The sequence below is a fragment of the Brevundimonas sp. P7753 genome (genome assembly GCF_013386595.1).
GTDB lineage: Bacteria > Pseudomonadota > Alphaproteobacteria > Caulobacterales > Caulobacteraceae > Brevundimonas > Brevundimonas bullata.
The window spans coordinates 18,773-31,707 of sequence record NZ_JACARP010000004.1; the positions used below are offsets into that span (position 1 = coordinate 18,773).

General features: G+C 68.5%; 12 protein-coding genes. 7 read left to right on the plus strand and 5 right to left on the minus strand.

Going from position 1 to position 12,935, the window contains the following annotated elements; all coding sequences use genetic code 11:
- Positions 1-1,068 carry an alpha-ketoacid dehydrogenase subunit beta gene (locus tag HX774_RS00785; protein WP_178823490.1) on the minus strand — a complete coding sequence of 356 codons (1,068 nt, stop codon included), beginning with the start codon at positions 1,066-1,068 and terminating at the stop codon, positions 1-3.
- A 56-nt stretch (positions 1,069-1,124) separates the two neighbouring features.
- Positions 1,125-2,357 carry a 3-methyl-2-oxobutanoate dehydrogenase (2-methylpropanoyl-transferring) subunit alpha gene (locus tag HX774_RS00790; protein ID WP_255499822.1) on the minus strand — a complete coding sequence of 411 codons (1,233 nt, stop codon included), beginning with the start codon at positions 2,355-2,357 and terminating at the stop codon, positions 1,125-1,127.
- Between the two features lie 145 nt (positions 2,358-2,502).
- Here HX774_RS00790 and HX774_RS00795 point away from each other — a divergent pair, with 145 nt between their 5' ends.
- From HX774_RS00795 to HX774_RS00805, 3 genes are read left to right on the plus strand one after another with little or no spacing between them, the layout of a single operon-like run.
- Entirely contained in the window at positions 2,503-2,991 is a 489-nt protein-coding gene (locus HX774_RS00795) for an Lrp/AsnC family transcriptional regulator (protein WP_114817542.1), read from the plus strand.
- 47 nt (positions 2,992-3,038) lie between these two features.
- Complete coding sequence (locus HX774_RS00800; protein WP_178823390.1) at positions 3,039-4,364, plus strand: hypothetical protein; 1,326 nt, start codon at positions 3,039-3,041, stop codon at positions 4,362-4,364.
- A 10-nt stretch (positions 4,365-4,374) separates the two neighbouring features.
- Positions 4,375-5,262, plus strand: coding sequence for a pirin family protein (locus HX774_RS00805; protein WP_178823393.1), 888 nt, complete (start codon positions 4,375-4,377; stop codon positions 5,260-5,262).
- Here HX774_RS00805 and HX774_RS00810 read toward each other — a convergent pair.
- The gene (locus HX774_RS00810) at positions 5,259-6,002 is read right to left on the minus strand and encodes a hypothetical protein (RefSeq protein ID WP_178823395.1); all 744 of its coding nucleotides are present in this window, start codon (positions 6,000-6,002) and stop codon (positions 5,259-5,261) included. The two genes, HX774_RS00805 and HX774_RS00810, sit on opposite strands and share 4 nt — an antisense overlap.
- 80 nt (positions 6,003-6,082) lie before the next feature.
- Complete coding sequence (locus HX774_RS00815; protein ID WP_178823397.1) at positions 6,083-7,051, minus strand: alpha/beta fold hydrolase; 969 nt, start codon at positions 7,049-7,051, stop codon at positions 6,083-6,085.
- A gap of 272 nt (positions 7,052-7,323) precedes the next feature.
- Here HX774_RS00815 and HX774_RS00820 point away from each other — a divergent pair, with 272 nt between their 5' ends.
- Positions 7,324-9,999: an ATP-dependent DNA helicase gene (locus HX774_RS00820; protein WP_255499832.1), complete on the plus strand. Its 2,676-nt coding sequence runs from the start codon at positions 7,324-7,326 to the stop codon at positions 9,997-9,999.
- A gap of 172 nt (positions 10,000-10,171) precedes the next feature.
- Entirely contained in the window at positions 10,172-10,645 is a 474-nt protein-coding gene (gene ybaK / locus HX774_RS00825) for a Cys-tRNA(Pro) deacylase (protein WP_178823399.1), read from the plus strand.
- Between the two features lie 8 nt (positions 10,646-10,653).
- Here the strand turns inward: ybaK and HX774_RS00830 are convergent, their stop codons facing one another.
- On the minus strand, positions 10,654-11,088 hold the full coding sequence (locus HX774_RS00830; RefSeq protein ID WP_178823401.1) for a VOC family protein: 435 nt from the start codon (positions 11,086-11,088) through the stop codon (positions 10,654-10,656).
- A gap of 102 nt (positions 11,089-11,190) precedes the next feature.
- Between HX774_RS00830 and HX774_RS00835 the strand changes: the two genes are divergently transcribed.
- Both HX774_RS00835 and HX774_RS00840 read left to right on the plus strand, forming a co-directional pair.
- The gene (locus tag HX774_RS00835) at positions 11,191-12,255 is read left to right on the plus strand and encodes a DUF2125 domain-containing protein (protein ID WP_178823403.1); all 1,065 of its coding nucleotides are present in this window, start codon (positions 11,191-11,193) and stop codon (positions 12,253-12,255) included.
- The gene (locus tag HX774_RS00840; RefSeq protein WP_178823405.1) at positions 12,255-12,935 is read left to right on the plus strand and encodes a hypothetical protein; all 681 of its coding nucleotides are present in this window, start codon (positions 12,255-12,257) and stop codon (positions 12,933-12,935) included. Before HX774_RS00835 ends, HX774_RS00840 begins: the two co-directional genes overlap by 1 nt.

The window sequence follows — 12,935 nt, forward strand, 5'->3', positions numbered from 1 at the left end:
TCAACGGCCTCCCGACATGACGGCTTTCAGGGCGTCGGCCACGCGTTGCGGGCCGGGGAAGTATTCCCACTCGAAGGCGTGCGGGTAGGGGGTGTCCCAGCCGGTCACGCGCGCGATGGGCGCCTCCAGATGATAGAAGCAGCGCTCCTGAACCAGGGCCGACAGCTCGCCGCCGAAGCCCGAGGTCTTGGGCGCCTCATGCACGATGACGCAGCGGCCGGTCTTCTTGACGCTGGCCTCGATGGTCTCGATGTCCAGCGGCACCAGGGTGCGCAGGTCGATGACCTCGGCGTCCACGCCTGCGTGTTCGGCGCCGGCCAGGGCGACCCAGACCATGGTGCCATAGGCCAGGATGGTCACATCCGAACCTTCGCGCATGACGCGGGCCTTGCCGATCGGCAGGGCGTATTTCTCGGTTGGAACCTGGGCCAGCTCCTGGGTCTTCCACGGCGAAACCGGCTTCTCGTGCCAGCCGTCGAAGGGGCCGTTGTAGAGGCGCTTGGGCTCGAAGAAGACGACCGGATCATCGTCCTCGATGGCGGCGATCAGCAGGCCCTTGGCGTCATAGGGGTTCGACGGAATGACAACCTTCAGACCCGCAATGTGGGTGAACAGGGCTTCGGGCGACTGACTGTGCGTCTGGCCGCCGAAGATGCCGCCGCCGTAGGGGCTACGGATCGTGATCGGCGAGGTGAACTGACCGCCCGAGCGGTAGCGCATTTTGGCCGCTTCGGAAACGATCTGGTCATAGGCCGGATAGATGTAGTCGGCGAACTGGATCTCGACGACTGGGCGCAGGCCATAGGCGCCCATGCCGATGGCGGCGGCGACGATGCCGCACTCCGAAATCGGGGCGTCGAAGCTGCGGGTCAGGCCGTGCTTCTGCTGCAGCTGGTCGGTGACGCGGAAGACGCCGCCGAAATAGCCCGCGTCCTCGCCGAACGACAGGACGTTCGGGTCCTCGGTCATCTTGACGTCGATGGCCGAGTTCAGGGCCTGAATCATGTTCATCGGCACGACGCCCTTGGCGGGCGCCTCCGACTTCGGGGCGTTGTTCTGATCGACCATGTCGGGCTCGAGACCGTCGTTGCGGTCGGCGTCGGTGAAGGTTTGCTGGGTCATGGTCAGACTCCGACCTCGCGGCGCTGTTCGATCAGGCGCCAGTCCTCGGTCGCATAGACCTCCTCGAACATGGTCTTCACGCTGGGGCGCGACTGGCCCAGGGTGCCGATGGCTTCGGATTCCTTGCCGGCGGCGCGGACCTGTTCGACGGCGTCCTTCTCGGCTTCGACCTGCTGCTCGTCCGACCATTCGCCGAGGACGATCAGGTGCTGCTTCAGGCGCTCGATGGGGTCGCCCAGCGGCCACTTCTCGGCCTCATCGCCGGGGCGATAGCGGCTGGGGTCGTCAGACGTCGAGTGCGGGGCGCCGCGATAGGTGAACAGCTCGATCACCGTCGCGCCCTGGTTGGTGCGCGCGCGTTCCTCGGCCCACTGGGTCGCAGCCCAGACGGCCAGGAAGTCGTTGCCGTCGACGCGCAGGGCCGGCAGGCCGTAGCCGATGGCCTTGGCGGCGAAGGTCGTGTCCAGACCCCCGGCGATGCCCATGAAGGACGAAATGGCCCACTGGTTGTTGACGACGTTCAGGATGACCGGGGCGCGGTAGACAGAGGCAAAGGTCAGGGCGTTGTGGAAGTCGCCTTCCGCCGTGGCGCCGTCGCCGATCCAACTGATGGCGATCTTGTCGTCGCCCTTGTAGGCGCTGGCCATGGCCCAGCCCACAGCCTGCGGCACCTGGGTGCCCAGGTTGCCGGAGATGGTGAAGAAGCCATAGTCCTTGGCCGAATACATGATCGGCAGCTGGCGGCCTTTGATCGGGTCTTCGGCGTTGGAATAGATCTGGTTCATCATGGTCGCCAGCGGATAGCCGCGCGCGATCAGAAGCCCCTGCTGGCGATAGGTGGGGAAGCCCATGTCCTCGCGGCTCAGGATCATGCCCTGGGCGACCGCGATGGCCTCTTCGCCGGTGCACTTCATATAGAAGCTGGTCTTGCCCTGGCGGTGGGCGCGGTGCATCCGCTCGTCAAAGGCGCGCGTCAGGATCATGGCCTTCAGGCCGCGACGCATCGTCTCGGGGTCCAGTTTCGGGTCCCACGGCCCGACGGCCTGACCTTCGTCGTCCAGGACGCGGACCAGCCGGAAGGCGTGATCGCGCATGTCATAGGGGGCGGTCGAAACCTCTGGCCGGCTGACGGCGCCGGCGGGATCGAACTGCAAGTGGCTGAAATCAGGCGCATCGCCGGGCCGGCCCGAAGGCTCCGGCACGCGCAGCGACAGCGTGGGCGTATTCTTCATCATGCGTCCCGTCCGGTTAATCCGACCGCGTTTCCTCTATGAAGAGGGCATAGCATGGCGCGTCTCTGTTGGCCTTCCTAAAAATACCCTTGCCAAATGGTGATTTGGGGTATTTTATTGCGTCAAATCCCCTTTTGGAGAAACGCCTTTGGCTGACGAACTTGATCCTATCGACGCCCGCATCCTCGACATCCTGCAACAGGACGCTGGATTGTCGGTCGCCGAGGTCGCCGATCGCGTCGGCCTCTCGGCCTCGCCCTGCTGGCGCCGGATCAAGAGACTGGAGGACTCTGGCCTGATACGCAAGCGGGTCACGCTTCTGGACGCCGGTCTTCTGGGTCTGGACTTCGAAGTCTACGCCATCGTCAAGCTGAGCCTGCCCTCGCGCGAGAACCTCGACATCTTCGAATCCGCCGTCGCCACCTGGCCGGAAGTGGTGCAGTGCGCCACCATCACGGGCCGCGAGGACTATGTCCTGCGCATCATCACCTCGGACATGCACGCCTTCGACCAGTTCCTGCGCGACAAGCTGCTGACCCTGGGCATCGTCTCCGACTGCGCCAGCCACATCGTCACGCGCGGCGTCAAGAACGTCACCACCCTGCCGCTGGGCATCATCACCCCCCACGTCAGCTAAAGAGACGCGGTAGGGCTGGAGAGAGGGCGTCTGTGGCGGAGGGTTTCATGCTCAAGTCGTGCGCCCTCGCGGCGGCCTTTGCCGCGCTCGGGGCATGGGGTGTCGTCGCGGCAGTCCCGCTGTCTGATCAGGTCCCGGCGGCGGCCGTCGCCGAATCCGACGTCGCGGCCTTTCGGCGGCTGCGGGCTGAAGCGGTGACGGCGCTCAACGCCGACGACCTGGACGCCGCCGCCGGGCTGCTTGTCCAGGGCGACGCGCGCATTCCCAATCATCCGGGTCTGATCCTGTTGCGGGCGCGGGTGGCCGCCGCGCGCGGAGACGCCGCACAGGCTGTGGCCCAGTTGCACCGCTATGGCCGCGCCGGACTGTCCATGAATCTGGCGCGCGACGAGGCCCTGTCTTCGGTCGCCGCCGCCCCTGGTTTCGCCGAAGCCGCCGCGCGGCTTGAGGCCAATCGCGCCCCGATCGGCGCGGACCGGCTCTCCGTCGTCGCCGTTCTGGAGCGGGCGGGCCTTGTCGAGAGCCTGACACGCGATCCGGCGGGCGGGGGCTGGCTGGTTTCGCGTGTGGCGGGGCGAGACATCGTCCGGCTGGCCGACGACGGCGCCGTCACGCCCTGGCTCCAGGCCGAGGGGCCGGTCGAGGGCGTGCTGGGTCTGGCGCCGGACCCGTCGCGCGGCCTGTTGTGGGCTGCCGTCAGCCCCGCGCCCCCCGCCGCTCACGGGCGCGAGGATGTCGGCCCGGCCGCGCTTCTGGCTATCCATGCCGCGACAGGTCAGGTCCGCGCCGCCTATCCGCTGGCGGCGGACGGACGCGCACACGGTCTGGGCGACCTGGCGCTGGACGCCGAGGGCGCCGTCTATGTCTCGGACGGCCTGTCGGGCGAGATCTATCGCCTGCCGACCTCGGGCGAGGCGCTCGAAGTCTTCGTGGCGGCGGGAGCCCTGGGCTCGCCCCAGGGTCTGGCGCTGACGCCGGACGGCCAGGCCCTGGTCGTCGCCGACTATTCTTCGGGCCTGTGGCGCGTGGCGCGGGCGGGCGGAGAGCCTGTGCGAATGCCGGCGCCCGACGACGCCGTTCTGATCGGGATCGACGGCCTGATCTCGGACGGCCGCAGCCTCTACGCCTTGCAGAACGGGGTGTCGCCCCAGAGGGTGTTGAAGCTGACCCTCAACCCCGCCTGGACGCGCATCGACCAGGTTCAGATCCTGGCCGCCAACCTGCCCCAGATCGCCGAGCCGACCACGGGCCTGATCCTGGACGGCGATCTTGTCTTCGTCGCCCGATCCCAGTGGAGCGACTTCGCCGCCGATGGTTCCTTGCGGACCCCGACGCTTGATCCGGCTATCATCGCCCGCTTGAGGCTGGACTGAGAGGACCGACATGATCGAACTGGTGATCGACGCGCGCAGAAAAGACCTCGGCGGGTTCGAGGTCGGGCGCGTTCTGCCCTTCCATTCGCACCGGATGGTCGGCCCCTTCATCTTCCTGGACCAGATGGGTCCGGCCGAGTTCGCGCCGGGCGCCGACGCCATCAATGTGCGGCCGCATCCGCATATCGGCCTGTCGACCCTGACCTATCTGTTCGAGGGCGAGATCATGCACCGGGACAACCTGGGCTACACCCAGCCCATCCGTCCCGGCGAGGTGAACTGGATGACCGCCGGGTCCGGCATCGTCCATTCCGAACGCACCGATCCGCTGAAAAAGGCGCAGGGCGGGCCGATGCACGGCATGCAGGCCTGGGTCGCCCTGCCGACCGAGCTGGAGGAGATCGCCCCCTCCTTCACCCACCTGGGCGAGGACGCCCAGCCCACCTATGAGAACAACGGCCTGTTCGCGCGTCTGGTGGCGGGCGAGGCCTTCGGGGAGAAGGCCGGCACGCCGGTCCAGTCGCCGCTCTTCTACGTCCATTGGGACATGGCCGAGGGCGTCCGCGCCGCCCCGCCGCCGCCGAAATCCAAGGGCGGCTACAGCGAACGCGCCCTGTTCGTGGCCAAGGGCCGAATCGAGGTCGACGGCCGCGCCTTCCATGAAGGTCAGATGGTCGTCCTCTCGGCCCAGGCCGAACCAACCGTCACCGCGCTGGCCCCTTCCAGCGTCATGGCCCTGGGCGGAGAGCCGGTCGGCGAACGCCTGATCTGGTGGAACTTCGTCTCCTCGTCCCAGACCCGCCTGGACCAGGCCAAGGCCGACTGGAAGGCAGGCCGCATGAGCCTGCCGTCTGAAGACGCGCTGGAGTTCATCCCCCTGCCGGACGAACCCGTTTAGGGAGCGGCGGTTTCGACCCTTTTTTCATCTTGCTCGCTGTCCGAAAGGCCGAGCATCAGTCTTTCAGTTTCAGTCATAGGGGAGGCCAGCGCGTCGCCCACTCTCGCGCGGCACCATTTGTAAAAAACGGGGTGCGCGAACTTTAATTCCAACCGTGCAATCCAGTTCATTCTCGAAAAGAAAACGTAACGAAGAGAGCCAACTGTGAGGGTCGAATGAAAGGCATTGGGTTCGCCTGATTTTCTATCCGCGTATATCACTAGGCCGCCATGTGCTGCGTATTGATGCGGTCCCAATTCGGAAAATACTTGCTCATAGGTCCAGTCTTTATCGACGGAGAGCCAAATGCAGTTTTTGCCTGCGCGCCCTATGGCGAAATTTGCGATCTGTACTGGTCGTGGCGCGCCAATTTCAGCCAAGTGGCAGCACAATAATTTCGCGAAGTAGCGAAAGACGTTCAGATACGCTTCTGACCCTAGCCGATACCGCGCGTCCTCGAATAGCGATGAGGGGTTTTTACCTTGATGGACGAGGGTGCGGGCTGCGCGGTGGAAATGGTCGAATTCACGATCTGCAGCTTGTGTGCGAGAGCTATTGCAAGGGCGACATATCCGCGCCGCGAAATGAAAAGCTTTCGATTTTACGCTCTGAGCGAGTTTCGCTTGGGCTGAATCAGTTTCGAAGCGCCCTATGACCATCTGGTCTGTGCCAAATTCTAAACGTAGTGCGGAAGCTTTCACCTTGTGCTCGCCCGTTAGATCATCGGGCGATCCACATAAGCAGCATGAGTTATTCGTCTGATGTTCGAACGTAATTCCCATTACGCGATGATAATCGGCTTCAAGAAATCCACCAGCGCCGCGCTCACCTCGTCCGCTCGTTCTTGCTGCAACCAATGCCCCGCGCCGGGCAGGACCACCTGGCCGCGCAGGTCGGTCAGCCAGTCCTTCTGCGCCGCCTCGTGCGGGCCGGCGTAGTGTCGGACGGGGTCGCGGTCGCCGACGAGGAAGAGAGCGGGCTGGGCGATCTTCTGACCTTGCAGGAAGGCCGTCAGGCTCCAGTTGCGGTCCAGGCAGCGGTACCAGTCCAGCGGCCCCTTGAAGCCTGAGGCGGCGAAGGCGGCGACGTACTCGTCGAAATGCGCGGCGCTCATCCATGGCGGCAGGGTCGCCTGGTCGGAGATGCTGTCGAGCAGGCTGACGCCCTCGGGCATGAAGCCGGTCGACTGGTCCGTGTCGGCGGTGGCCCCGTCATAGGCCCAGAACATCTTGCGCAAGGCCGTGGCCGGATCGGCGTCCAGTTCGACGTGAGCCTCCGGCGACTGGAAGCGGTTGATGTAGAGGTCGCCCAGCCCGGCGCGCTTGGTGATCGCCGCCATGGCCGCGGTCGGCGGTCCCTTGGGCCGGCGCGGCAGGAACGGCACCGACAGGCCGGCCACGGCGCGGAACAGATCCGGCCGCATCAGGGCGCAATGCCAGGCGACCGCCGAACCCCAGTCATGGCCGACGACCACGGCCTGTTCCTCGCCCAGCGCCCGGACCAGATCGACCATGTCCCCGACCAGATGCAGGATGGTATGGTCCTCTGCATCGGCCGGTTTGTCGCTTCCGCCATAGCCGCGCATGTCGGGGGCGACGGCGTGGAAACCCGCTTCTGCCAAGGCTTGCACCTGCGCCCGCCAACTGATCCCCAGTTCGGGAAAGCCATGCAGCAGCAGGACCAGCGGGCCTGTTCCGGCCTCCAACACCTGTTGCGTCAGGCCGTCGGTGGCGATGCGGCGGGTCTGCATGGGTGGTCCTCCTGTAGAGCGCAGCCTGGCCCGCTTTTCGGCCTCTGGCGAGAGGGGCGAACGTTCCCGTTCCGTTTCGCGGCGGGGGGCGCTATGGATCGGGCGTGACCGACGTCTCCGCCCCTTCCATCGTCCAGTCTGCGGCTCCGGTCTGGGCCGAGCTGCCGCCTGCGCTGGCCACCCCGCCGGGCGCGGGCGCGGTGTGCGACGCGACGGGCGCCAGGAAGATCGGGCGCGGCGCGGCCGAGGGCGTCTTCCTCGGTGGCCCCGTCATGGTCGCCCACGCCAGCCTGACCGCCCGTCGTCTGGGTCTCAGCCCGCCGCCGCGTTCCACCGACATGCTGGACGTGCTGGAGCTCTACGCCTTCGTGCGCCCCGCCAAGTTCTGCGCACCCTCACCGTCGGGGCTGGCGCTCGCCCTTGGCCGCTCCGAGCCCAAGGGGGCCGAGGCTCAGGCCCAGGCTCTGCGCGACGCCGCCGCCGACCTGCTGAACGAAGTGACCGACCCGGCCTATCCGGGACGCGAGGACGCCTTCACCCTGGCCGCGACCCTGGACCGGGCGGGCTGGTCCTGGGGCGCGCGCGTGCTGGCCGCGCTTCAGGCGGGTCCCTTGCGCGACCGGCGCGAGCGCGGCACGGGTCTGGACGTCTGGTCCCGTCTTCAGGAGTGGGAGGACGAGGCCCCGCGCGGTGAGGCCGGGTCGGCTCCCGTCGATTCGGAAAGCGCCCGCATCCGTCTGGACAAGCTGCTTCAGGCCTCGGGCCTGGACGAGACCCGGCCCGCCCAGTCCGACTACGCCGCCGAGGCCGCCTACGCCTTTTCGCCCCGCAACGAGGAGGGCCGTCCGCGCGTCCTGCTGGCCGAGGCCGGCACCGGCACCGGCAAGACCCTGGGCTATCTGGCCCCCGCCAGCCTGTGGGCCGAGCGCAATGCGGGAGCGGCCTGGGTCTCGACCTATACCCGCGCCCTGCAACGTCAGATCGACCGCGAAAGCCGCGCCCTGTGGCCCGACGAGGCCGAGCGCCGCAAGAAGACGGTGGTGCGCAAGGGCCGCGAAAACTACCTCTGCCTGCTGAACCTGCAGGACATGATGCAGGCGGCGCAACTGGGCAACGGCGACCTGATCGGGATGGGGCTGGCCAGCCGCTGGGCCGCGCACAGCCGCGACGGCGACATGACCGGCGGCGACTATCCCGGCTGGCTGCCCGGCCTGTTCGCCGCCGCCCCCAGCCATCAGGCCAGCCCGGCCAATCTGGTCGACCGACGCGGCGAATGCGTCCACGCCGCCTGTCCGCATTACCGCCTCTGCTTCGTCGAAAAGACCATCCGCGCCAGCCGCCGCGCCGATCTGGTCGTGGCCAACCACGCCCTGGTCATGACCCAGGCCGCCTTTGACGGCGCCCGCTCGGCGCGCGGCCAGAAGCAGGACGGCGAGACGGCGGCGCTGAAACGCATCGTCTTCGACGAGGGCCACCACCTGTTCGACGCCGCCGACAGCGCCTTCTCCGCCGCCCTTTCGGGTCAGGAAGCCGCCGAGTTGCGCCGCTGGATACGCGGCCCCGAGGGACGCGGTCGGCGCGGGCGCGGGCTGGAACAGCGTCTGGGCGACCTGTGCGCCGACAACGAGGCCGCCGCCCAGGCGCTGAAGGACGCTATGATCGCCGCCGCCGCCCTGCCGGGCGAGGGCGTCTCGGGCCGCATTGCGCCGGCGTCCGGCGAGATCAATCCCATCGGCCCGATCGAGGCCTTCCTGGTCGCCGCCCTGGAACAGCTGCGCGCCCGCAGTCAGGAAACCGGCGGGACCGAGTTCGGGCTGGAGTGCGCCCTGCGTCCCGCCACCGAGCCGGTGCTGGAGGCCGCCCGCGCCGCCGCCCGCGCCATCGCCGCCGTCGAGGCGCCCCTGCTGGCCCTGTCGCGTCACCTCGAGGATATTCTGGACGAGGAAGCCGCCGAGCTGGACGGGGCCGCCCGCGCCCGTATCGAGGGCGCCCTGCGCGGCATGGACCGGCGTGCGCGCATGACCCTGCCGGGCTGGCGCTCCATGCTGGCGGCGCTGGAGGAGGGCGGCGACGAACCCGATCCCGATTTCGTCGACTGGCTGAGCGCCGAGGCCGCCTTCGGCCGCATCCACGACGTGGCCCTGCGCCGCCACTGGATCGACCCGACCGTGCCGCTGGAAGCCGCCGTCATCATGCCGGCCCACGGCGTGCTGATCACCTCCGCCACCCTGTCGGACCCGGCGGCCGAGGACCCGTTTTCTCTGGCCCGGATGCGCAGCGGCGCGGCCCGCCTGATCGAACCGGCGCGGACGCTGAAGGTGGACAGCCCCTTCGACTACGCCGCCAACAGCCGCATCATCGTCGTCAACGACCTGATGAAGGACGACCCGCGCCAGATCGCGGCGGCCATGCGCGAGCTGTTTCTGGCGGCGTGCGGCGGTGGCTTAGGGCTGTTCACCGCCATCCGCCGGTTGAAGACCGTCTATGAGCGGCTGGGGCCGGACCTCGCCAAGGCGGGCGTCCCCCTCTACGCCCAGCACGTCGATCCGTTGGAGGTCGGGGCGCTGGTCGACGTCTTCCGCGCCGAACAGGACAGCTGCTTGCTTGGCACTGACGCCGTGCGCGACGGGGTGGACGTGCCTGGGCGGTCTTTGCGCGTCCTGGCCTTCGACCGGGTGCCCTGGCCGCGTCCTGACCTGTTGCACAAGGCCCGGCGCGAGCGTTTCGGCGGCAAGGGTTACGACGACGCCCTGGCGCGCGGCCGCATCGCTCAGGCCTTCGGCCGTCTGATCCGCCGCGCCGACGACAAGGGGGTCTTCCTGATGCTGGACGCCGCCTGTCCGACGCGGCTGTTCGCGGGGTTGCCGCCTGGAACCGAGGTCCAGCGCATGGGCCTGGCCGAGGCGGTGGAGCTGACCAAGAGCTTTCTCAATCCAGAGATAAGCTGAAGCCGCTCTTCCTTCCGTCATCCTCCGGCGAGCGGAGCGAGACCGGGGGACCCAGCGGCGCCGAAGGCGATCTTTACTGCGAGGGCGGTGTTTCGCCCTCCGGGCGCCGCTGGGTCCCCCGGCCAGCGCCGCTGCGATGACGAAAGAGTGGTGCGGGGCTATGCATCGAAGCATGTCCAAGACCACCCCCGCCACCCTCGCCCTGACCCAGGCCGGCGTCGCCTTCGACCTCTTCCCCTACGCCTATGACCCCGATGCGCCGCGCGTCGGCTTGCAGGCGGCCGAGGCCCTCGGCTGGGCGCCGGAGCAGGTGTTCAAGACCCTGATGACCCTGGTGGACGCCAAGCCCGCCTGCGTTATCGTCCCTTCCGACTGCGAGGTCAGCATGAAGAAGTTGGCCGCGGCCCTCGGGGCCAAGTCAGCCCAGATGATGAAGCCCGCCGACGCCGAACGCCTGACCGGCTACAAGGTCGGCGGCGTCAGCCCCTTCGGCCAGAAGAAGGCTGTCCCGACCGTGATGGACGAGACGGCCATTCTGTTCGACCGCATCCTGATCAACGGCGGCCAGCGCGGCTTGCTGCTGGGCCTGGCTCCCGACGAAGCGGCGCGGGCGGCGAACGCCAAGATGGCCGATCTGACAGCCTAGCCTGAGTTCTACTCTTCGAACGTGACCACCACGCTGTCGGCCGAGCGCTCGGCCTCGCCGTGGAAGACCGCTTCGATATTGTTGCCGTCCGGGTCGAGCAGGAAGGCGGCGTAGTAGCCGGGGTGATAGGGCCGCTCGCCCGGCGCCCCGTTGTCGGTTCCGCCCGCCGCCAGTCCCGCTGTGTGGAAGGCCTCGACCATGGCCCGGTCCTTGGCCTGAAACGCCAGATGGCAGCGTCCGGTCGGTCGCCCCGCCGCCGCTATGCTGTCCACCGCCGAGACGAACAGCTCATCGGCCCAGAAGAAGCGTTCCGCCTCGCCGCCGATCGGCACGCCCAGCGCCTCCAGCACCGCGCCGTAGAAGCGGCGGCTGGCCTCCAGGTCGGGCGTCACCAGTTGCAGATGGTCGATCAGCCGACCGCGATGCAGCTGTTGCGTTTCCATGGTCTTCGTCTCCTGTCGAATTGCGATTCGAATGGATAACAGATTGGCCTGTTCCTGCTGCCAGGACGTGTCAGCAGCCTCCCGTCCTGCTAGACCGCGCCTATGACCGACGCTCACGCCAAGCCTGTCCGCCACAGCCGCAAGGGGCTGATCATCCCCTTCGCCATCGTCTTCGTCGGCCTGGCCCTGTGGACCGGCTGGTGGTTCGTCCTGACCCAGCAGGTCGAGAAGAAGCTGGAGGGCCGCATCGCCCGGCTGGAGCAATCCGGCTGGACCGTGAAGCACGCAGGCCTGTCCACGACCGGGTGGCCGCTGCGGGCGCGGGTGGCGATGAAGCACGTGGACGTCGTCGCCCCCTCGGGCCACGCGGTCGCCGCGCCCGAGATCGTGGCCGAGGCCAACGCCTATAACCCGACCAAATGGGTCATCGCCGCGCCGGACGGTCTGGTCCTGACACGCGGCGCCAAGGGCAAGGTGGCGGTGCGCGCCGAGATGATCCGCATGAGCCTGCACGGCCTGACCCAGCGCTGGCCCAATGTCGTGGTCGAACTGGCCAAGCCGGTCTTCACCGCCCTGCCGGAGGCTGAACCCTTTCCCCTGGCCAAGGCCGGGCTGATCCAGTTCTACATGCGGCCCCACCTGGCCGGCACGGATACGCCGACCGATGACGTCGATGTCCTGTTCCGTCTGGTGGACGGCGAAGGCCGCCCCGCGGGCCCGGTCGAGGGCCTGACCCAGTCGGGCAAGCTGAACGCCCAGGTCGAGGCCGTGATCGAGAAGGCCAGCGCGCTCAAGGGCGCCGACGCGCAAGGCCTGCTGTCGGCCTGGACCGCCGCCGGCGGCCGCTTCGTCGACATGAAGGGCCAGCTGGAGGCGGGCGAAAGCCGCACCTTCCTGTCCAGTCCGGCCCTGTCTGCCGACGACAAGGGGCGTCTGGAAGGCGAAGTCTTCCTGCGCGCCGAGAAGCCTCTGGCCGCCATCGTCGGTCTGGCCGGGGCTACTCAGGGCGGGGCGGTGGACCGCGCCGCCGCCGCGCGCGCCGCCGCCGCCACGCCCCAGGGCGGGACCGGCGATCAGGCTCAGGCCGTCGATCTGGTGCTGAACTTCAAGGGCGGGCGCACCTACCTCGGCCCCTTCGCCCTGGCCCCGGCGCCCCAGCTGTTCTGATGCTGGTCGAACCGCCCGAGGACGCCGAGCGTCTGGCCCTGGACCGCGCCCTGATCGCGGCGGTCCGCGCCCGCATCAACGCCGGACCGCGCGGTTCCGCCGACGCCGACGCCATCGCCCTGCGCGAGATTCTGCGTGATGTCCCCCTGTCCGAACGACCGGCCCTGCGCGCCGTCCTGGGCCGGATCGAGGCGGCGACAGGCCCGGCCCTGGCCACGTGCGGGCCGGTGTCCCAGGCCCTGGCCGCCGATCGCTGGGGCCTGATCGGCCGTCCGACCGCCGAGCCGGATCAGGCGCTGGCCACCGCGCGCCAGGGCGGCCGCGCCCTGATCGACCTCGGCGCCCGGCCCTGGTGGGCCAAGCTGCTGGCCCTGCCCATGCTCAAGGTCGTCGCCGCCCTGCCGGACGACGCCGCCGGTTCGCCCCGCGCCCTGCTGGTCTCGTCCGAGGCCACCGGCCCGACCGGCGACGACCGCACCTTCTGGGTCACAGACAGCCCCGCCTCCGACGCCCGTATCATCGCGGCGCTGGGCGAGGCGGGGCTGATCGCCGCGCTCCTGGCGGCGGGCGGCGGCTTGAAGCTGTTCGTCCTGACAGGCTATGTGCAGGCCGAGGACGGGCGGTTGACCAAGGCCCCCGGCCAGATGAGCGGCGTCATTGGCGCCGCCCCCGTTTACTGA

Excerpts from the sequence above, each read along its gene's own strand:
- HX774_RS00805 (WP_178823393.1), top strand. The coding sequence starts at position 4,375 with ATGATCGAACTGGTGATCGACGCGCGCAGAAAAGACCTCGGCGGGTTC.
- ybaK (WP_178823399.1), top strand. The coding sequence starts at position 10,172 with ATGTCCAAGACCACCCCCGCCACCCTCGCCCTGACCCAGGCCGGCGTC.
- HX774_RS00840 (WP_178823405.1), top strand. The coding sequence starts at position 12,255 with ATGCTGGTCGAACCGCCCGAGGACGCCGAGCGTCTGGCCCTGGACCGC.
- HX774_RS00815 (WP_178823397.1), bottom strand. The coding sequence starts at position 7,051 with ATGCAGACCCGCCGCATCGCCACCGACGGCCTGACGCAACAGGTGTTG.
- HX774_RS00790 (WP_255499822.1), bottom strand. The coding sequence starts at position 2,357 with ATGATGAAGAATACGCCCACGCTGTCGCTGCGCGTGCCGGAGCCTTCG.
- HX774_RS00785 (WP_178823490.1), bottom strand. The coding sequence starts at position 1,068 with ATGGTCGATCAGAACAACGCCCCGAAGTCGGAGGCGCCCGCCAAGGGC.
- HX774_RS00835 (WP_178823403.1), top strand. The coding sequence starts at position 11,191 with ATGACCGACGCTCACGCCAAGCCTGTCCGCCACAGCCGCAAGGGGCTG.
- HX774_RS00800 (WP_178823390.1), top strand. The coding sequence starts at position 3,039 with ATGCTCAAGTCGTGCGCCCTCGCGGCGGCCTTTGCCGCGCTCGGGGCA.
- HX774_RS00830 (WP_178823401.1), bottom strand. The coding sequence starts at position 11,088 with ATGGAAACGCAACAGCTGCATCGCGGTCGGCTGATCGACCATCTGCAA.
- HX774_RS00820 (WP_255499832.1), top strand. The coding sequence starts at position 7,324 with ATGGTCGCCCACGCCAGCCTGACCGCCCGTCGTCTGGGTCTCAGCCCG.